Origin of the sequence: Pantoea sp. App145 (assembly GCF_047947045.1) — a bacterium.
Classification (GTDB): domain Bacteria; phylum Pseudomonadota; class Gammaproteobacteria; order Enterobacterales; family Enterobacteriaceae; genus Pantoea.
In genome coordinates this window covers 3,376,149-3,396,512 of the sequence record NZ_CP133290.1, presented here as the reverse complement: position 1 = coordinate 3,396,512, position 20,364 = coordinate 3,376,149, and the positions used below count along the sequence as shown (strand labels likewise).

Genomic DNA, 20,364 nt, shown 5'->3' with positions numbered 1-20,364 from the left:
CCCCTCAGTTAATGCCGATTGAAGCACCCAGCCCGCTAATTGCATCAACGGTTGAGGCTAAAGTCGGGTTTGACTGAATACGAGTCTGAACAGCCAGAGCGGCCAGCATCATGCAACGAATACCGGTATTGGCAGCTTCGACGATTCCACGGCGGCAGGTTGCTGTAATTTTCTCAGGGTCGGCGGCGTTAGCGGCCAATAATCCAACCTCTGCGGTTGCCTTGAGCACATAGGCAGAATATTTATCCTTCGAAATTTCGTTGACCGGTACACATGGCAGGCATTTCAGTTGCGCAAGCGCGCCATCAATTAACGTCGCATCTTCCGTCAGATCAGTAAGCAAAAGCATTTCGGCAACCGTCAGTTGATGTGCCTGATCAGGATTCAACTTGTTACGCAGGGTCTGAACTTTCATTTCAGCTTGCCCAGCCAATTCCGCCATATTGTGCGTAAGAGCAAACTTGCGACAGGCTTCGTCGAAATGACTATGTGTGGAAACCTTAAAATCAAACATGATTAGCCCTTGCCTAATATCTAAGATTTATTACGCATTAAGCGAAATATCACATTCGCTTAAGGCTTGAATGGTAAGTGCGGCCATGTTGATTTCGACTAAACCTTTCTTCTGCAACCCTTTAGGTTTGATTGGCAACTTTCCGTATTCAATCAGGTTCTTGGCAGTTTCTTTGTTTGTCCCTGTACGGCGACAGTATTCGTCGAGAGGCAGGTAAGGCTCGGGGATGATGATTGTAATGCTAGGTCGCATAAGGCAAACTCCATTAGGTTTACCGATAGGTCAATATCGGTCAATTCAGGGCTATATGGTCAAATTGCGAATTCAAAATGAGATTAAATCTCTTTTTTAATAGAGTCAAGCTAACATGAGCACACATCTAAACTTTTCGTTTCCCTCATCCAGCTCTGAAGCCTTGGATCGGGTCGTTGAAGCATATGGATTTAGACTAAAATCTGACCTCGCAGATCACCTTGGTATCGCCTCAAGCAGCCTGTCATCACGCTATAAACGTGTTGTTTTTCCAGCCGATATAGTTTTGCAATGCTCCCTTGAAACCGGCGCAAACATACGTTGGTTAGTTTCTGGAGAGGGCGAGCGCTTTGATGAAAGCGCCCCTATGGGGAGCAATATAGATAGACTAAAGCTAACTGACGGCCGTCTTGAGTGTACAGGGAAGCTAATTTTTGATTTTTCTTTGATAAATGATGATGCGATCTCCCCCGCCAATTTGATTAGCGTGAAAGATAAAGACGTGAATTACATTGTGGCGCAGGACTTAGATGAAGTTCAGGACGGTAACTGGCTGGTAGAAATCGAAGGAAAAGCAAGCTTCCGCACACTTACCCGAATTCCTGTTAAAAGACTACGGGTCGGCTCTGGCGAAATGAGCTTCGAGTGTGGCCTGGATGATATTAAGGCACTTGGAAAAGTCGTTCTGACTATTAGCTGATATGACTGTTAGAAAACTTCCAACAGGACAATGGGTCGCTGACTTTTACTCTGTGAATCGCAGCGACGGAAAGGAAGGTAAGCGAATCCGAAAAAAATTTGCTACCAAAGGCGAAGCTCTGGCATTCGAAAATTACACATTACAAAAGATAGAGGATTCACCTTGGCTTGGAGATGGAAAAGATCTCCGGCGTTTGACTGATTTAGTTCACCTTTGGTTTGACCGACACGGCATAACCCTATCTGATGGGGAAAAGCGCAAGAGCACAATGCTGTGGGCTGCCGAATGTATGGGTTCCCCCTTAGCTACAGAATTCAGTGCACCTCTATTTACTGCCTACCGTGCTAAACGCCTTAACGGTGAGTTTGCTCGTACAAAGCGTATTGCAAAGGTTTCTCCTCGCACCATGAATCTAGAACACGCATACTTTCTAGCAGTGTTTAATGAACTAAAAAGGCTGGGTGAATGGTCTCCCCCTAACCCGCTTGAAAACGTGCGCCATTTTCGCATTGATGAAAGTGAGATGTCTTATCTAACTGAGGAACAGATTGTCCGACTGCTTGACGAATGCCGGAACAGTAACGCCAAAGATTTAGAAGCGATTGTTAAAGTGTGCTTGTCCACTGGTGCACGTTGGGGCGAAGCTGAAAGCCTGAAACACTCGCAGATAGCGCCGGGTAAAATTACCTTTATTAAGACTAAGGGGAAACGTAACCGAACCATACCTGTAGACGCTGCTCTGCTTGAACAATTACCAAAGAAGACAGGCGCTATTTTCACTCCTTGCTACTACGCTTTCAGAAATGCTTTAGAGCGCGCAGGAATAGAGCTTCCCTCGGGTCAATTAACGCATGTGTTACGTCATACGTTTGCTAGCCACTTTATGATGAATGGTGGAAATATATTGGTACTGCAACGGATACTAGGACATACCGATATAAAAATGACAATGCGGTATGCACATTTCGCCCCTGAACACTTTGAAGAAACACTAAAATATAACCCATTAGCTAATAAGGAAATCTAAATGAAGCTATCAAATGATGTTGCCAGTGATTATTTGAGATTTTATAATTCGCTTACTAAACCTGGTTATGCTGTTTTAGTAAGAGGAGAATGGGGAGCAGGAAAGACACATACTATTAGCGAGGTTTATAAGGATGAAATGTATTATGTTAGTTTATTTGGCTTAACCACACAGAAAGAGATATATTCATCTGTTTTCCTCTCTATGTTTCCAATGCGGTCAAAGAGTAAAAGCATTGCAGAGAGAGTAAAAGGAAGCACGAAAGGAACAGAAGCTGTAACCTTTGGAATCGGGAACGTAATTGGAGGAATTGCTGACGCCTTTATTAAGGAAGAAGTGAAAAATGACAAGGTTTTGGTTTTTGATGATTTAGAAAGAGCCAGCTTAAATATAAAGCAAATATTAGGGGTAATTAACAAATACGTTGAGCATCATGATTGTAGAGTTGTAGTAATTGCTCATGATGAGAAAATAGAAAAAGAATTTTCTGAAACAAAAGAAAAAGTTTTTGGTCAGACACTACAGATAGTTCCTGACATCAAGAAGGCACTGAGTAAATTTATTATTACATCCCAATCCCCAGGAACTGCAAAAGAAATAGAACCTTATATTTTAGAGGTTTTTGTAGCATCAAAATGTCAATCTTTAAGAATCTTAAAACATATTATTGAGGATTGTCTAAGATTGTACGGATGCCTTGAAAAAAGACATTTAGAGCACTCAGTATCGATTAGGAAATTATTTAACTTATTTTGTGCATTTGATATTAGCTTCAGATCAGGTGAGATTGAAAGCAAAGAACTTAGTAACCGGATTGCATCTTCAATAAAAGCATACACTGATAAGAATGAAGAAGGAGCTGAAGAAAGCAAATATCAGAAAATGAAAAATAAATTCAAGTCGGAAGCGGTTACAATAGAATTTGAAAGCAATATATTAAGTGATGACATTTTGCTTTCAACAATATGCAATGGTTTCTTTGATAAAGAATCCATAATTAATCATCTGGATACCAATAATTACTTCTCTACTATTGAAAACATTCCATCCTGGAAATCATTAATTCATTTTGACGAACTTACCGATCAAGATATACAGGTAATTTTAGATAAACTCCTGGAGGATGAAAAAACGCTCAATATCACAGATGATGGGGATATTTTACATACTTTTGCTATGAAATGTTTATTGGCTACTTCTGGAGAAACTACCACTACGCCTACGAACATTCTAAATGAGACAAAAAAATACATTGATGATTTAAGAGGTGCAGGTAAACTTCCTCCGCAATCTAAAGATATAAGAGGGGATTATTATAATCATGATAATGCACATGGTTATGGTTTCTGGATTTTAGACAGTTATAAAGAAGAGTTTTCCACTATAAAACATTATCTTCAAGACAGCAGAAGATTATCTTTAGAGGATGAATACCCTCAATATGCAAACGAAGTTTTAGAATATATGAAATCAGATATTATAAAATTCAAAGAAATTATTTCTAGAGATTCAAATAAGTTAGGGATTTACTCGCAAATTCCGATGATGGCATCTATAGAACCATCAAGATTTGTGGATGAATGGTTATCATTACCTCGCAACAACTGGGGCTCAGTCAGGCAAGCATTAGAATATAGGTATGACACTGGTATGCTAAGAAATGTGCTTTCCGATGAGAGACTTTGGATTAAGAAAGTTATAGCAGAACTCGATGTCAGGTCATCTCGCGAAGTTGGTTTGAAAAGACTTCGAATCACCAGACTAACACCTAAAGTTACCCTTGAATAAAGTGTCGCAAAAGTGTCGCAGCAAGTTAGGATTATTGACTAATATTGCCTGATATAGACTTTATAACCTATTGATTTATACATAAGTTATTGATTTTCGGTTGAACATCATGGTTCTCATAATCGCTTGGTCGCTGGTTCAAACCCAGCAGGGGCCACCAAATTTAGACATGAAAATCATGCAGTTAAGCCGCTCTCTGAAGCGGTTTTTTATTGGTCACTTTTAGAGTGGCGATGAAATGGCGATGGATTTTCACCGCCACACCTTCCAGCATGACGATCGATAACAGGCAACCTCTGATTTAGAAGGACTCTAAATGAAGCGTTTAAATCTAGTTTTGCTCAGTGCAGTCCAGCCTTAGTAGTTTCCTCTTCACCTGCAGCCAGTCTAACTTTCAGTGAATTAGTAAATTTCGATATAACGCCTGAATCAGTATTAGCAATAAAGTAAATGCTATCACCACTGTCCAGAATTGCCGGAACATGGAGAAGCATTGAGAATAATGCCGTCTTTTAACAGGGCATCATCATCTTCCATAAACAGCAGTAAATGAGCGCTATTTGCATGTTCCGAATATAATCCACCTTCTTCGGAGATCTAACGCTCTGCCTTACTGCCGGATACTTAGCGAAGTTCTTCGGATACGTGCATCTTCCAAATCTTAATAATTTTCGTTCAACAAAGCTGGTATTACGCTCCACGGCTGGTTCAAACAAAAAGCTGTATGCGCTCATAGCCGAAACCGTTAAACGGATTAAAGCCAATAATATTGGTCCTTTTAACGGAAAAGAAGAGAACAAAGAGACATCAGGATAGGTATACAACCAACGCTTTCTGGAGGCACAGCAAAAGTGGAAAGCCTACCGGGACCAGCTTTGTCTCTCGGTTGCTACTGAACTGGATGAGGATTCATATGATTATCAGTCATACATTGACCAGTGCACAATAAATCTAAATAATAATCATGCCAGTGAAATTAAGAATATAACTTATTATAATTTTGTCCTTGCCAATATTCACATAGTGATAATTTTCCGATTTCATAATTTATATCAAAAATTCTAAAATTCCGAGTTTTGTACTTTCCAGTTCGATCGCATCAGACTGACACACCTGCCTGCAAACCAATCATCAAATTTATGATCCATCTCACACTCCAAATAACTATACCAAGGTATAGTGCAATCATTGATTTCCCTGGTGTTGGCCTGATTTGGCATCCCCTCATCCGAGGGGATTTTTTTAATTTCATACATCCTGAAAAGCAGATACTTCAACCATATCCGCCCCTCTCTGCATATTCTGACCTAATTCAATTACCAATTCCGGCGTAAACCAGCCACTCTTTCCGATTTAATCCGAAAGCAATTTCCGATATAAACCGTTAATTTTTCACCGACAGTCGGAATCAGTGATTACAGCCATGGAAATGAGCGGCAACAATCAGAGCTTTATTGATGCTTTTGATCGTCTGCATGCATGCTTTGAAATTATGCATCGCATAAAAGCAAAAGGTGAACGTGTTCTGGTTTTCATCGACCACCGGAAGATTCAGTTCCGGTTTGTGAAACTAGCTCGTCAGAAATTTGGACTTGAACATATTGATCATATTACGGTGATACATCTATCCAAAAACGACAGGTTATTGTACCCCGATCCAGTGCCGCCTTGAGTAAGATGCTGGCTTCCGGACCCGAAGTCGGCAGGCACAAGGCTGAACACTAACTTCTGGCGTAATTATAGTACGAGTAAGAAAATAGCCCTGCATTATTTCAAAACAAACCAAAGTCTAGTAGACTAACTTTTAAGCCGTCCATTTGGAACGTCATGGGTATAATGTTTAATTAGAGATATACACGATGAATACGCTCAGCACGCCTCCCCCACCCCCGACTTCTGGTGCAATCACGCCAGTTCAAGTGTGTCACTGGAACCTTTGTTTCGGTCCCCTCAACCTGATAATGACTATGATCTGATTGAAAAGTGAAATGCACTCGTTTTATTGAAAACACCTTCAGGTTATAAAAATTTATCTGTGCATGCACAGGTTTTCCGGAACATCATGTATAATATTTCGTATATGCTGTAATGGATAAAAGAAACACAGATAATATATTAATTGTTACTGATTTAACAGATGATTTCGCCAGTACATATCTTGAAAATAAATATCAAAATATTGATCCTGTCGTTGTCACTGGACTGAATCGTTTCACATCTTTTGTCTGGGATGATAATATTAAATTAAACTCACATTGGCCAATGGATAAGGTTTTCATTTTAAAAACTTATAGCTTTTTATGCGGACATACTTTTGTTTTACATGATAACTACAATAACCTGGCAATGTTAACATTGTATTATGATAAAGTATAAAAATGATTTTCAGGGAATTCTACTTGATACTCATGAAATGCTTATTCAGATCTACAAACAATCGGAAGAAAAGAACGCAACTAATTCGGTCCTCTCTACCCATGAGACTGAAGTCCTCTACTGGAGCAGTATCGGTAAAACCTATGCTGAAGTGGCTGAGATCCTGCATTTCACCGTTAGCACGGTTAAATTCCACATGGGAAATACTGTCAGAAAGCTTGGTGTAAAGAATGCAAAACATGCTATTAGCTTAGCAAATGAACTCAACCTTATACCCCGACCCGGTAAATGATTCTGAGAGCTTGCATTTGTATTAAAGGTTAATGGTCAAACGGTAACCAATATATAAAACTACTGACCTCCAACCATCAATTTTGGATCAGCTCACTCAACGTACTTATTGATTATAACTCAGAAAATGCAACGGTTTGCTGTGGTTCACGCCAGACCGGATAGAATTCAGGGAAACCCTCTACCTTCCTGGAAGGTGCAGCAGCACGAAAACCCCATCGTCTGGTTATGATTTGTCCACCACGCCTTGTGCACTCGGAATAGCATGGAAAACCATTTTTATCAAGTATGGCACTCAGTTCTCCGAACAAAGTTGCCATTACTCTTGCCCCACCATGACCGCGATGTTCATTCTCTACAGCAGTGAGAAATAAATAATAATGAGACTGAGTTCGGGGATGATAGTTGTCACATCCCCTCATCCACGCTGCAACAGCCGCATAGTCTGAGTCACATGCCCGGCGCAGCCGGTTATCGATATCAAGCTGTTCGTTGCTTATCGCCATAAATTCTGGTCGAAAATAGACCTGAACTCCCGCATAGTTTTCAATAAAGTGTATGCCGCCATATTCTCTGGCAAAATCAACGTAGACACGAAAAAAGCGCCACATTCGGTCAAACCGACCTACCCGATTGATAAAGACAAATTTATATATCGGATCGTCAAAAAATTCGGCTGTCAGCAGATCGCAAATATTATCCAGATCTGAATCCCTGGCTTGCATACATTGCATTTTTATCTCCTTATTCTATACCTTTATTGAATAGCAGATAATCATGCTATTTCGCTAAAATATATTCATTCAGCCTGACCTTTTTTAGCCAGTGAGTTGTGAAAATTTAATCTGAAATAGGAGATGCCCCTTTACAGCGAAAAAATTAACCAGCAGAGCGAAAAGTCAGGTTCGGCAGCCCATACTTATTCACTGGTCCCCTACAGCCAGTGGCTATCCGCTGTAAGGGGATATTGACCTGGATAATACTTATTCATACGTGCGCATTTTTATCCATAGAATACCCCTGACTTTAAGTGCAGTAAAGTACCATAAGGTATTGATAATTTTGCTGCATAAGTTCACACTTTCGGAAGAAATTATGAAAGAGTGGTTGTGGTCATCAGATTTCAACCCAAACAAATAATAATATATTGATTTGTAATTTATTTCATGTCCGTATAATGAGAATTGTATTGAAAGAGGCTTTTAATTCAGATGCTGTAAACACCGCTTCCTGTAACTGTGCACTGCTATGCATACTACATTCGGGGTAATTTACTGATTTGCGTGTGGTGTGAAGGATGAGGTTCAACCTGTATAAGCAGTTAGCATGCCTGATTATCTGTCATCCGTGATGGCAGCTATAATATCGTCCGAAGTGATGTCATGAGGTCATCCTCAATTAAAAATAATTTAATTTTTTGTTAAAAAAATAACTTTAGCCTGTATCTTATCATCCGCACTACGGAAGACCGAAAAATAGATTGATTTGCAGAGTTAAATTATTGTAGCTTTCATTTCCAGTATTGTGGCTGAACGTATTACTATCCTTAATTAACTTGACTAAGGTGGCATATGTACACTTGTCTTACTGAATCACTATTTCAAACTAGCTTTCTTGCAAAAAAAACTCAATAATCATAACCTGAGATGGATCGTAAGAAACTCTCGTGAACTCGATTGTGAAGAATTGAATGAAATGCATTCAATTCTTAGCAAAAAAGAATTCATAGGCAAAAAAGACTTAAATGTTATCGCAAGATCTTATCGCGGACTGAGTGAAGCAGAAGAGTATTTAGCTTTAACATATGGAGTACCTAAATTACATCCATTAAAACTGGCTAACATTGTCACAACTATGGACTTTGATGATGATTTTCTATCTCATTGTACGAATGGTGTGAATGCGATTGATAATTCAGGTGCCATTGTATTTCTTAACGTCATCCTTAAAAATAAATGGATTGATTTTTTTGAGCAAAGAATAGTTAATGCTCATCCCGCTGTTTTACCTTACGCAAGAGGAATGTTCGCCATTGAGCAATTTCTCGTTTCTAACAATCAGTGTCAATTTGAACAAGCTGCTGGAGCAACAATCCATTATATCGATATGGGAATTGACACCGGGGCTATCATTGAGACGGCTCAATTGGAAAAAATATGGGATCTTGAATCAATCTGGGCCGTTAAAGGAGAATCTTACCTGTTAGCATTCGAATTAATGAAATGTTATTTAACGCGTGAAAAAATATTTACTTTAGCTGATTGCCATAGGGCCGACAAAACTGTACCAAGCCCTTTGTATTTTAGACGTAACTTTTCACCAGAAATAAAAAAAACATCCGAAACCAAATTCATAACATTAAAAAGAAATAATGCCTGATGTCAATATCGTATTATTTAAAATTACCAATCAGTAATGCTATTCAGGGAGCAAGCATACTTTATTAGTAGTTGCTGATGTTTTTCTGTTTATCAATTAAAAAATAACAAAACCATCAGATTATTTATCCTGTTAACCATTTTAATCTACATCCATATCGCAGAAAAGTTTAAAGAATGATGGTGATCAGAAATAACCTTAAAACAAGCTTCCGAAAAAATTTAAAGAGATTAAGTCCCTGGGCTACCCCCAATGGTGGGTGGGAAGTAAGGAAAAAAATGCAATAATTGCTAAATTCAAAACCAGTCAAGATATCAGGATTAATTACCGGGACACTTTTTCCAGTCTGCCGCCACTCATATTCAAGGCACGCATAATTTAGGAAATGCAATAACAGCCTGTACTCTTAATATGAACACCAGGCGTATTGAAGAAATCAACCTCATCAATCCAGATGATTACCGCCTGAACTTATGAAGTAGAAGGCCTCTATCCCCTTTACATCACCGTCTCTCTCCCTGGCAATCCCTAAACCTCACGATGCAAAAAAACCTCACCTTTCTCAAATTTATGATCCACCTCACACTCCCACAAACTATACTAAGGTATAGTTTATTCAAGTATTTCCCTGGTGTTGGCCTTATTTGGCATCCCCTCGTCCGAGGGGATTTTTTTAACCTCTCCCTACTAAAGCCCGCAGCTACTCGCTATACCTGCGCCCCCCACCCCGTGTTATCTTACCCATTCGCTTTACCGCAATCGGACAAAAAACAATGGCAAAACAGTGCGTGGGAATCATTTTTGGTGGAAAGTCGGCCGAACATGAAGTGTCATTACAATCAGCAAAAAACATTCTTGAGGCTATCGATAAAAGCAAATTTGAGGTGGTGTTGCTGGGTATCGATAAGCAGGGTGAATGGCATCTGAACGATGCTTCCGGCTTTCTGCTTAACGCGGAGAATCCCGCACTGATAGCGCTTAACCGCTCCGGTGAGAATGTCGCGCTGGTGCCAGGTCAGGCATCACAGCAGCTGATCACCCGTCACAACGCCCATCCCCTGTCGCAGGTTGATGTCATTTTCCCGATTGTGCATGGCACGCTGGGCGAAGATGGTTCGCTACAGGGTCTGCTGCGCATGGCGAACCTGCCATTTGTCGGTTCCGGCGTACTGGGTTCTGCCGTCAGTATGGATAAAGATTTCACCAAACGTTTGCTGCGTGATGCCGGGCTGAATGTTGCCCCGTGGGTCAGCGTCACCCAGGCACAACGCGCCCAGCTTGATGTGCAGGCAGTGGTGGAGCGTTTTGGTCTGCCGCTGTTTATCAAACCGGCGAACCAGGGTTCCTCGGTTGGTGTCAGCAAAGTCAGCCATATTGAGGAGTTAGCGGCTGCACTTGACCTTGCCTTTACCTTTGACCGCAAGGTCCTGATTGAGCAAGGTATTAAAGGCCGCGAGATCGAATGTGCCGTGCTGGGCAATGACGACCCCGTCGCCAGCCCCTGTGGCGAAGTGGTGGTGCACGATGAGTTTTACTCGTATGACACCAAATACATCAGCGAGAACGGTGCTCAGGTCGTGGTGCCTGCCGCGATCGATGCTGAAGATAGCGAAGCGATCCGTGCCGTGGCGCTGAAAGCATTTCAGGCGCTGGAGTGCAGTGGTATGGCGCGTGTGGATGTGTTTCTCACGGAAAGCGGAGAGATCATCGTTAATGAAGTCAATACGTTGCCTGGTTTCACTAACATCAGCATGTATCCCAAGCTATGGCAGGCCGCAGGTCTGGATTACAGCGCGCTGATTACCCGTCTGATCGAGCTGGCGCTGGAACGCCATCAGCAAAGCAGCGCACTGAAAAGTAGCGTGTAACTATCAGGCAACGTCATTTACCATCGGGCGAGGCTCAACGGCTGGCGAAGTTTGATTGCGGCCGTTGCGCTTCGACAGATAAAGATTCTTATCTGCCGCCGAAATCAGGCGGTTAATCACACCCTGCCACTCACGCTCGTTTACCGCACTGCCATGTGCCAGCCCAAGGCTGCCGGTTACCGTCACGGTATTGCCCTGCAACCAGAACTTATCTTTAACCATCGATTGGCGGATCGCTTCGGCCAGTTGATACAACTGGATGTAGCTATAGTCAAAAACCACCACGACAAATTCTTCGCCACCAAAGCGGCAAACCAGCCCGCGATTATTCACCACATCCTGAATACGCCGGGCAATTTCTTCCAGCACGCCATCACCGGCATCATGACCAAAGTTGTCGTTAATGGCCTTGAAGTAGTCAACATCCAGCATCACCACCCCGGCGACACGGTGCAGAGAGAAAGGCTCCTGACGCAGATTTTCATACAAACCCGAACGCGACAGCAGCTGGGTGAGGAAATCAAAATTGGCACGCAACGATAGCCGCTGATTCAGCTGACGGATGGCGTCCATGCTGACGGCCACCAGCAACGGGCTGATGGTGATGGTCGCGACGCCAAGGCGTACTGAGGTGAGATGGCTGATCGGCAGCAAAGCATCATCGCCCTGAATATTCATCACCCCGTGGGAAACCAGAATGATTTCGGTGATCCCGGTGAGCAACAGTACCAGGCTGGTGATGGGGATCGGCAACACAATCGCACACCAGATCAATGCCGGAACCGGGAAAGTCAGGCTACCCGCCCCGCCAATCATCGCGCCGATCGTCAGCGACAATACAACACCAACCAGCGGCAGCAACTTGCTGGCATGTAATAACGAACGCCAGGCGACCGAGCGCAGCGGGCGCGCCAGCAGTACTGGCAGCAGCATCAGCGATGTAGAAAATTGCTCACTGAACCAATCGCCCCAGGCGGTGACAAAACGCGCACTGAAGCCAACTTCCTGCACCCAGGCCCCCCAGGTCGCGCACGACATCGCTGCCAGCAGGCAAGCGGGGAAAATACGCATGGCGTTAATCACCCGGCTATTTGCCGATGGGGGCAACAGATGCTTAATCAGCATGCTGACCGCCACCAGGATAAACAGGATATTGGCCACGTTGAGGGTCACGGCGAGCATGGCCCAGCCGGAGAACACCGTATCGTTAAAGACCATCGCCACAAAACATACGACATAACTGGAGATACGATGCAGAAAAGGATTACGCACCATCAACCCGCTAATCAGCGCGTTGACCGGCCAGAACAGCGACAGTTCCTGCGGCACACGCAAATGACTGCCAATAAAGCAGAAGAACAGCGTGATGAGGAACAGCGAGAGAGCATTCTTTTTAAAATTATTCTCTGCAAACAGCTTAACGCGCATACGTCGAACCCTGTAACCTGGAAAGTCGCTGCCATATGCCGAGGGCATCAGCAGGCATTAAACCTGAAAAAAGGACATTCTGATTCGTTAATTAAGCCCGTGTTCATCATTCAACTCTGCGCCTGGGGGCCTGAGAGAAGCCAGGCAATGATGGAGAAAAGCGCGACAATTATGCCCTGTAAATAAAAAAATCGGATATCCGAGATATCCGATTTTTAAGTAATAACACAAATTTCAGCTGCAGACGGATTGCTATTTTACCGCGACTGGCCACTGACTGAGGCGAATGCCGCGTTTATCCGCATTTTCGCCAAAATCCTGTAGCACCGCTTTGACATCCGGGTCGAGATACTCGGCATTATCGTGGTCCACAATCACCACGCTGTTTTCCGGGATCTCTGCCAGCAGGCCCTGCAATTTGGGGTTATGCATAAAGGTCAGATTCTGCTGGAAGCGCAGCACGTAATGGTCGTCATAACGGGTCAGTTGCAACGCATTGCGGTGGCTCTGATACAGGCTGAAAAGTATCTGAGTGGCGATACCGATACCAATTCCGGCCAGCATACCAAATACGATAATGCCGCCGATGGTGGCAAGGAAGGGCACATATTGCTGCGCCCCCATGCGCATTTGCTCAACGAGCAGACGTGGCGTTGCCAACTTATACCCGGTGTACAGCAACACGGCCGCGAGGCTGGCGAGCGGGATCGCATTCAACAACTCGCTAAACCACAGCCCGCAAATCAGCAACAACACGCCATGCAGCAGAATCGATACCTTACTTTGCGCCCCGACGCTGACGTTCACCGAACTGCGCACAATCACTGCGGTGATCGGCATCGCTCCCAGCAACCCGGCGGTGAGGTTCCCCACCCCCTGGGCAAACATCTCTTTGTTTGGCGAGGGAGCCGGATGCTGTGGACGCAGTTTTTTCAGCGCTTCCTGGCTGAGCAACGTTTCCAGGCTCGCCACCAGCGCCAGCGTCAGCGCCACCACCCATACCGCAGGGTTTTGCCATGCCAGCCAGTCCGGGGTTTCCAGCTCGGCTGCCAATGCCGCCATGCTGTCAAAGGCAGGCAGAGTGATGCGCGGCAAACCCGCCACCCCCGACACCGTCGCCAGACACCCCACCAGCACTGCCACCAACGGGCCGGGGATCCAGCTTAGCGCTTTGATCGATTTGATAAATGGCGTGGTCCAGAACCACAAAATCAGCAGCCCGACACCGGCCACCAGCATCGCCGAGGCCGAGAACGCGAATTCGCCATTTAACAGCGACATCAGCTCCGCATCGCCCGCCGCACCCAGCGCGACCGGAATCTGCTGGATAATCAGCAAAATACCAATCGCCGCCAGCATCCCCTTGATGACACTCCCCGGAACCAGAGCAATAAAACGTCCGGCACGCAGCACACCAAACAGGCACTGCAACAAACCGGCGAGCATCAAGGCGGTGAGAAAAGCGGAGAAGCTGCCCAGCGTCTCAATCGACGCCACCACGATGGTGACCAGGCCCGCCGCCGGTCCGCTCACGGCAAAGCGCGACGGACTGAGCGCCGTGACCAGCAATCCGCCAATCACGCCGGTGAGCAGACCGGCAAACGGTGGCAGACCGCTGGCCTGGGCAATCCCGAGACAAAGTGGCAGCGCCACCAGAAAAACCACCAGACCGGCCGGAATATCCTGCCGCAGGGTATTCAGATTCATGGTATCGATTCCTCTGCAGATTGCTGAATTAACTCTTTCAGATGGCCAGACTGCAGGTCATACACGCAGCCAAACACATCCAGTTGTTGTCCGGCCTGCCACGCCAGCCGTACCGGTTCGGTTACCACTAACTGCGAAAACTGGGTAATCACGTTGGCTTCCACCAGACGATTAAGCTTGCTGCCCTCTTCTTCCTGCGCGCTGGCCGCACGATATTCCACCAGCCCCTGCGCTAAACCGCTGCGCAGGGCGGCAATACGCCGCGCCAGCGCCGAATCTTCCTTTGCCAGCGGGCTTTCTGGCAGACCCAGCGCAGCCTGCACCCCGCCACAGCCGTAATGGCCGCACAACACCACACGCTCAACACCGAGATAGAAAATCGCGTACTGCAACACGCTCATCAGATTGTCGTCATCAGGCACCACCATGTTGGCGATGTTGCGATGGACAAACAGTTCGCCCGGATGCGCACCGGTCAATACCTCGGCCGGCACACGACTATCAGAACAGCCAATCCAGAGTGAATGCGGTTTTTGCTGATGAAGATATTTTTCGAAATAGTGCGGATTACGCTGGCGGCGCTGTAATGCCCAACTGCGATTTTTCGCTAATAAGGGTTTGAGTGTCGTCACAATTATCTTCTCTTAATGTCCAGGAATACCGTATCCAGGCGAATTACGCCGTGAATAAGACAGGGCTCAGGGGAAAAAGCAGAGCTTCCTCACAAAAAATGGTTATAGACGCTTAAGAGTAGTAATGCACCATGGTTATTTCCAGACCCATCCATTTAAGGCTAAATGTAAATTTAGATTCAGTTTATGTCGGAAGAAAGTAAGGTTTTGCAAGGCAGCGGGAAAATGTTACGGAGGATGATATCCATTAATATCATAATATTAAGTTAAAAATTAAATAATGCATACTCAATGCAATGACAAAAAAATACACGCAGTAATGTTAAGGTTAATTTTCTTTTAACCATGCGGGCCATTTAATACCAGGAAATTTCTTAATTACAAAATTTATGATTGGATGATTTCACTACCCGCCTGTTAAAAGCACCGAATATTACGCTATTTATAGCGCCCGGCTGCGGTAAGAGATCACGAAAATAATGAGAAGAATAATAGTTGCGATGAAAAGTAAATATTTCCGGACCTGGAAGGGCTAAATAGCGCCCGACATAGCAGGCGCTTTTTTTCCTGACGAATTATTTACCGTTCCACGCTCTCAGACGCGCTGCACGTACCTGCAACTGCTGTTCTGGCGTCAGCTTGTTGTAGTTTTCCGCCATCCCGCTTTCCCAGTCACCGTACAGCGGGTTGGGCAGCACGATAAATTGCGTACCAAAGCGCTGATGATTGCCGCTGACAAAAGCCCGACGCTGCTCATTGTTCTGATGCCATGTCGCCCCCCCGAAGTCATTCAGGTTGTCTCCGGCGTACAACACCACGTTATAGCCTTCCGCTTTGATCGCATCAAAACGCGCCTGTTTGTTGGAGCTGCCGGTGCTGAGCCGTACCGTTTTCTCATTCACCCCGCTGAACCCCAGCTTCTTCAGATTATCCACGGTCGCGGCGTAATCCTTTTGATCGCGGTTGGAGACGTAAAATAGGGTGCCGCCGTGGCTGTTAACGTAGTTGGCAAACTCCACCGCACCCGGCACCGCCAGAGCCTGACGCGCTTGTGTCCAGGCTGACCAGGTTTTTCCACTAAATGGCTGACCATTTTTTGCCTGCCACGCACTGTAGGCGCTGTTATCGATCATGGTTTCATCGAGATCGACGATCACCGCCTTGGGTTTACCGGCCAGTGAAGGAGCCTGATCAAACGCCATACGCGCGGTGTTGAACGCCTGCCAGCTCAGCGCCTGATACTCGCCCGATTGCTGGAACCAGTTTACCGCCAGTACCGACTGCTGGCCGAGCTGCGCCTGTGCCTGCTGTTTCGAAGGCTGCGCACAGCCGGTGAGCGCCAGCGCCATCAGGCCGATTGGTGCCAGCCAGGTGGTTTTTTTCATCATTTCATCCTTAAGTGATTACGGTCAGTTTGTGTAAAGCTGTCAAAATGTAGCAGTTAACGTAAGCTGTTGGCAGCAGAAAGCGATCGGCTCGATAAAGGAGATACTTATGGCTCACCCTGAACATCCGGCACCACGCTCAACATTGCTCGATGCGCTGGGCTGGCTGGAATATGCTTTTCAGCCAGCGGGCGTACCGGCTCCCCTTGACGCCGCCTATGGACACCAGCGTCACAGTGCCAACGTGGTGATGGCGGGTGACAACCTGCCGCCCAAAAGCTGCGAATCCGATGGGGTGATTGGTGAGGATAACCGACCGGTCGCGGTCTACACGGCCGACTGTCTGCCGGTGCTGTTCGCCGATACCCATAACCATCAGGTTGCCGCAGTACATGCCGGGCTGAAAGGAACCTTGTCCGGCGTGCTGAATAGCGCCATTGACCGCCTGTTGGCGCTGGGCGCTCAGCCCGCTACCCTGCATGTCGCCATCGGTCCGGCAATTGGGCCGTGCTGCTATGAACTGGGCGAGGATTTAGTGACGCAAATGCAGGCGCAGCCCGGTTTACCCACGCTGAACTGGTCGGCCATCCAGCCGGAAAATCCGCAGGCCATCCGGCCTCAGGCACGCGCCCAGCAGCAGGGGATTTGGTTTGATCTGCCGCATCTGGCACGGGGATTATTACAGCAACGCGGCATTCCGGCAGAACAGATTGAAGTGGTGCCGCTATGCACCTATTGCATGGCCGAAGCCGGTTCCAGTTACCGCTACAACACCCATTTTGCCAGCGGCTATCAATCCCGCTTCTCATGGATTCGTTGTCGCGACTGAATGGTTTCGCCCATAAAGATCTGATAGTTGAGATCGATGCTGTCAGCATTGAAGGTCGGATCGGCAATTTTCTTCAGCAGCAGCTCCGCCGCCTGGACGCCAATGGCGTAGCGCGGCGTGATCACACTGGCGAGGCTGGGATACATCTCCCGGCTGATATCAAGGCCGTGAAAACCGGTAATGGCGATCTCATCCGGCACGTTGATACCGTGGCGCTGACACTAAAGCAGCGCGCCCAGCGAAATATCGTCATTGGTACAAAAGACCGCGTCCAGCTCCGGATGCAGCCGTAACGCCTGCTCCAGCATGGTTGCCCCGAGCCGCTGGGAAGAAAGGGTGCGCGGATTCATCCGTGCCGCACGCAGCCCCCGTTCCTGCATCGCTTTGCGGAATCCCTGGAAGCGAAACTCATCCCGACGATCATCCAGCGAACCGAGATAAACAATGCAGCGTCGCCCCTGCTCCAGCAGCGTGCGCGTCATATCATAACCCGCATTGAAGTTGTTAAAACCCACCTGCATATCGAGGCACGGCCCCTGGGTATCCATCACTTCAACGATGGGGATCTTTGCCGCTCGCAGGTGCTTTACCGTTCGCAGCGTATGCTGTTTTTCACACAGGATGATGCCGTCAATATTCCACGCCAGCAGATTGAGCACCTGCTCCTCTTCGCTGCGTGCATCGTAGTTGTAGTTGGCAATCAGGGTCTGGTAGTGACCGGCGCGCGTGGCATATTCAATGCCGCTCAGCAGATCGGCAAAGATCTGGTTTTTAAACGAAGGGATCAGTACGCCCAGCGTGTCGCTTTTCGCGGGTGACTGCACCCCGGCCACAGGCTGAGGCACATAGTTCAGTTCTTCGATGACCCGCGCAATACGTTCGCCGGTATGGCTGGCTACCTTATCCGGCGTACGCAGGTAGCGGCTGACGGTCATTTTGGTGACGCCCGCCAGCTCGGCAATGTCCTGAAGAGAGATTCGATGCTCAGTCATGATGGCTCACCTCCCTGTGCAGCCACATCGGTTAGTGGATCAGCGTATTAAGGATTAACACGCCCGCCAGACCCAGCACCGAGATCAGCGTTTCCATCACAGTCCAGGTTTTCAGCGTCTCCACCACACTGAGGTTGAAATACCCTTTGAACAGCCAGAAGCCCGGATCGTTCACGTGCGAGGCGATCACGCTGCCCGATCCCACTGCCAGCACCATCAGCGCCGGATCGGCGTGGGTCGCCGCGATAATCGGCGTCACAATCCCGGCCGTGGTGATGGCGGCGACTGTCGCCGATCCCAGCGCAACACGCAACATCGCAGCCACGGTCCAGCACATCAGCAGCGGGGACAACGAAGATCCTTTCATCATATCGGCGATATAGTTGCCGACGCCGCTATCCACCAGCACCTGTTTGAAGGCACCACCACCAGCGATGATAAAGACGATCATGGCGATAGCGGCGATGGACTCTCCGCACATGTCCATCACTTCACCCATCTTACGACCGTTACGCAGGCCCAGCGTCAACACCGCAATCACCACGGCGATAAACAACGCCACCGCCGGGTTACCGATAAATTCAAAGAACTGGCGCAGCGGATTCTCTTTCGGTGTGGTCAGCTCAAACACCGCAGCAATCGCCATCAGCACCACCGGGATGACGGCGGCGAAGATACTGATACCAAAGCCCGGCATCTCTTCTTCGGTGAAGATTTTCGGGTTATACAGCCCTTCCGGCGGTGATTTTTCAAAGCTTTTGAGGAATTTTGAGAAGATCGGGCCTGCGACAATCACGGTTGGAATGGTGATGATCATGCCATACAGCAGCGTGGTGCCGAGGTTTGCGCCGAAGATGGTGGCGATAGCCGTTGGCCCCGGATGCGGCGGCAGGAAGCAGTGAGTCACCGACAGCGCAGCCACCATCGGCACACCGACATACAGCAGCGGTAAACCAGCAGCCGCCACGATGGTGAACACCAGCGGCAGCAGCAGCACAAAGCCCACTTCATAGAACATCGCCAGGCCAACAATCAGGCCGGTGACCACCAGCGCCCATTGCAGCCGTTCCTTACCGAAGGCGGCAATCAGCGTAGTGGCAACACGTTGCGCGGCCCCGGTGTCAGACACCAGCCGCCCGAGCATGGCACCAAAGCCGAGAATCATCGCCAGTCCGCCCAGCGTCGAACCGATCCCTTTCTGGATCGACGCCATCACATTCAGCGGCGTCATCCCTTCGGCGATACCCACCACAGCGGAGACAAACACCAACGCGATAAAGCCGTTGACCTTAAAAACAATCATTAAAACCAGCAGGAGAACCACGCCCAGAACGATTATGGTTATTGGCATTTTTATTATCCATACAGATACAAAGAGGTGATTTAGGTTTAGGCGCACCCTGGTGAATGCGCCACTTTCATCAAACCGCTACGCGCATACCACCATCAACAAACAGCAGGTGACCATTAACAAAATCCGACGCTTTAGAGGACAGGAACACGGCTGCGCCGATCAGCTCCTCGGGTTTGCCCCAGCGCGCTGCCGGGGTACGTTTGGTGAGCCAGCCGGTAAAGGCGGGATCGTCGGCCAGTGCCTGGGTCATTTCGGTCACGAAGTAGCCCGGTGCAATGGCGTTGACCTGGATATTGTGACGCGCCAGTTCTACGCACATGCCACGCGTCAGCATGGTCACTGCCCCTTTGGATGCGGCGTAAGGCGTGATGGTGTCGCGCCCTAATTCGCTTTGCATCGAACCAATGTTGATGATTTTGCCCTGCTGACGATCCACCATCTTCTTCGCCACCGTTTGTGAGACGAGGAATACTGCGGTCTGGTTAACGGCGATAACGTCATTCCAGTCCTGCTCCGGGAATTCGAGGAACGGGCGACGGCGCTGAATCCCGGCGTTATTCACCAGCACATCAATCGCACCCCACTCGGCTTCAATCTCGTCCACGGCCTGCTGTACCTGAGCTGATTGCGTCACATCAAACGCCTTCGCCTGGGCGCGCAGCCCCAGATCGCGCAGTTTGGCGGCAGCCTGTTCCGCACCCGCCGGGGTGGTGGCGTTAACAATCACTTCCGCACCGGCCTCGGCCAGGCCGCGTGCCAGCAGGAAACCAATGCCGCGTGCCGAACCGGTGATCAGAACACGTTTACCTTCGAGGGAAAAAAGCTGACTCATAACCATCTCC

The 20,364-nt window shown here is 47.4% G+C and carries 18 protein-coding genes and 1 pseudogene; 9 read left to right on the top strand and 10 right to left on the bottom strand.

What is annotated here, in order from left to right:
- Window positions 1-4: 4 nt before the first annotated feature.
- Window positions 5-514 carry a phage regulatory CII family protein gene (locus RCF31_RS15660; RefSeq protein ID WP_416411562.1) on the bottom strand — a complete coding sequence of 170 codons (510 nt, stop codon included), beginning with the start codon at window positions 512-514 and terminating at the stop codon, window positions 5-7.
- Window positions 515-544: 30 nt separating this feature from the next.
- Window positions 545-766 carry a regulator gene (locus RCF31_RS15655; RefSeq protein WP_084876940.1) on the bottom strand — a complete coding sequence of 74 codons (222 nt, stop codon included), beginning with the start codon at window positions 764-766 and terminating at the stop codon, window positions 545-547.
- A gap of 115 nt (window positions 767-881) precedes the next feature.
- Between RCF31_RS15655 and RCF31_RS15650 the strand changes: the two genes are divergently transcribed.
- The 6 genes from RCF31_RS15650 (at window position 882) to RCF31_RS15625 (ending at window position 6,949) form a co-directional block, all read left to right on the top strand.
- Window positions 882-1,466 carry a phage repressor protein CI gene (locus RCF31_RS15650; protein WP_416411561.1) on the top strand — a complete coding sequence of 195 codons (585 nt, stop codon included), beginning with the start codon at window positions 882-884 and terminating at the stop codon, window positions 1,464-1,466.
- Between the two features lies 1 nt (window position 1,467).
- Window positions 1,468-2,493 carry a tyrosine-type recombinase/integrase gene (locus tag RCF31_RS15645; RefSeq protein ID WP_416411560.1) on the top strand — a complete coding sequence of 342 codons (1,026 nt, stop codon included), beginning with the start codon at window positions 1,468-1,470 and terminating at the stop codon, window positions 2,491-2,493.
- Window positions 2,494-4,281 (top strand): hypothetical protein, encoded by a 1,788-nt coding sequence (locus tag RCF31_RS15640; protein WP_416411559.1) that lies wholly within the window; start codon window positions 2,494-2,496, stop codon window positions 4,279-4,281. It abuts the gene before it with no gap.
- Between the two features lie 1,423 nt (window positions 4,282-5,704).
- A complete protein-coding gene (locus RCF31_RS15635) occupies window positions 5,705-5,953 on the top strand; it encodes a hypothetical protein (RefSeq protein WP_416411558.1) in 249 nt (82 codons plus the stop codon).
- Window positions 5,954-6,369: 416 nt separating this feature from the next.
- A complete protein-coding gene (locus RCF31_RS15630) occupies window positions 6,370-6,657 on the top strand; it encodes an autoinducer binding domain-containing protein (protein ID WP_416411557.1) in 288 nt (95 codons plus the stop codon).
- Window positions 6,644-6,949, top strand: a complete 306-nt coding sequence (locus RCF31_RS15625; RefSeq protein WP_416411556.1) for a response regulator transcription factor — start codon at window positions 6,644-6,646, stop codon at window positions 6,947-6,949. Before RCF31_RS15630 ends, RCF31_RS15625 begins: the two co-directional genes overlap by 14 nt.
- Before the next feature lie 112 nt (window positions 6,950-7,061).
- On the opposite strand, the gene RCF31_RS15620 is transcribed toward RCF31_RS15625, so the two are convergent.
- The gene (locus RCF31_RS15620; RefSeq protein WP_416411555.1) at window positions 7,062-7,682 is read right to left on the bottom strand and encodes an N-acetyltransferase; all 621 of its coding nucleotides are present in this window, start codon (window positions 7,680-7,682) and stop codon (window positions 7,062-7,064) included.
- Between the two features lie 961 nt (window positions 7,683-8,643).
- On the opposite strand from RCF31_RS15620, the gene RCF31_RS15615 reads away from it, so the two are divergent.
- Together RCF31_RS15615 and ddlA are read left to right on the top strand one after the other, a co-directional pair.
- Window positions 8,644-9,327 (top strand): formyltransferase family protein, encoded by a 684-nt coding sequence (locus RCF31_RS15615; RefSeq protein WP_416411554.1) that lies wholly within the window; start codon window positions 8,644-8,646, stop codon window positions 9,325-9,327.
- Window positions 9,328-10,100: 773 nt separating this feature from the next.
- A complete protein-coding gene (gene ddlA / locus RCF31_RS15610; protein ID WP_416411553.1) occupies window positions 10,101-11,195 on the top strand; it encodes a D-alanine--D-alanine ligase in 1,095 nt (364 codons plus the stop codon).
- A gap of 3 nt (window positions 11,196-11,198) precedes the next feature.
- Here ddlA and RCF31_RS15605 read toward each other — a convergent pair whose 3' ends face one another.
- The 4 genes from RCF31_RS15605 to RCF31_RS15590 all read right to left on the bottom strand — a co-directional run bounded on the left by RCF31_RS15605 (window position 11,199) and on the right by RCF31_RS15590 (window position 16,347).
- A complete protein-coding gene (locus tag RCF31_RS15605) occupies window positions 11,199-12,623 on the bottom strand; it encodes a sensor domain-containing diguanylate cyclase (protein WP_299458944.1) in 1,425 nt (474 codons plus the stop codon).
- 252 nt (window positions 12,624-12,875) lie between these two features.
- The gene (locus RCF31_RS15600) at window positions 12,876-14,324 is read right to left on the bottom strand and encodes a SulP family inorganic anion transporter (RefSeq protein ID WP_416413271.1); all 1,449 of its coding nucleotides are present in this window, start codon (window positions 14,322-14,324) and stop codon (window positions 12,876-12,878) included.
- A 2-nt stretch (window positions 14,325-14,326) separates the two neighbouring features.
- The gene (locus RCF31_RS15595; protein WP_313683237.1) at window positions 14,327-14,968 is read right to left on the bottom strand and encodes a carbonic anhydrase; all 642 of its coding nucleotides are present in this window, start codon (window positions 14,966-14,968) and stop codon (window positions 14,327-14,329) included.
- A 569-nt stretch (window positions 14,969-15,537) separates the two neighbouring features.
- Entirely contained in the window at window positions 15,538-16,347 is an 810-nt protein-coding gene (locus RCF31_RS15590) for a 5'-nucleotidase, lipoprotein e(P4) family (RefSeq protein WP_416413270.1), read from the bottom strand.
- Window positions 16,348-16,456: 109 nt separating this feature from the next.
- Here RCF31_RS15590 and RCF31_RS15585 point away from each other — a divergent pair, with 109 nt between their 5' ends.
- Window positions 16,457-17,176, top strand: coding sequence for a polyphenol oxidase family protein (locus tag RCF31_RS15585; protein WP_416411552.1), 720 nt, complete (start codon window positions 16,457-16,459; stop codon window positions 17,174-17,176).
- On the opposite strand, the pseudogene idnR reads toward RCF31_RS15585, so the two are convergent.
- The 3 genes and pseudogenes from idnR to idnO all read right to left on the bottom strand — a co-directional run bounded on the left by idnR (window position 17,140) and on the right by idnO (window position 20,354).
- Window positions 17,140-18,168: pseudogene (idnR, locus tag RCF31_RS15580) on the bottom strand (DNA-binding transcriptional regulator IdnR). The gene RCF31_RS15585 and the pseudogene idnR overlap by 37 nt on opposite strands.
- A 31-nt stretch (window positions 18,169-18,199) precedes the next feature.
- Window positions 18,200-19,519 (bottom strand): gluconate:H+ symporter, encoded by a 1,320-nt coding sequence (locus RCF31_RS15575; RefSeq protein WP_299458938.1) that lies wholly within the window; start codon window positions 19,517-19,519, stop codon window positions 18,200-18,202.
- Window positions 19,520-19,589: 70 nt separating this feature from the next.
- Complete coding sequence (gene idnO / locus RCF31_RS15570) at window positions 19,590-20,354, bottom strand: gluconate 5-dehydrogenase (protein WP_299458937.1); 765 nt, start codon at window positions 20,352-20,354, stop codon at window positions 19,590-19,592.
- Window positions 20,355-20,364: the final 10 nt, after the last annotated feature.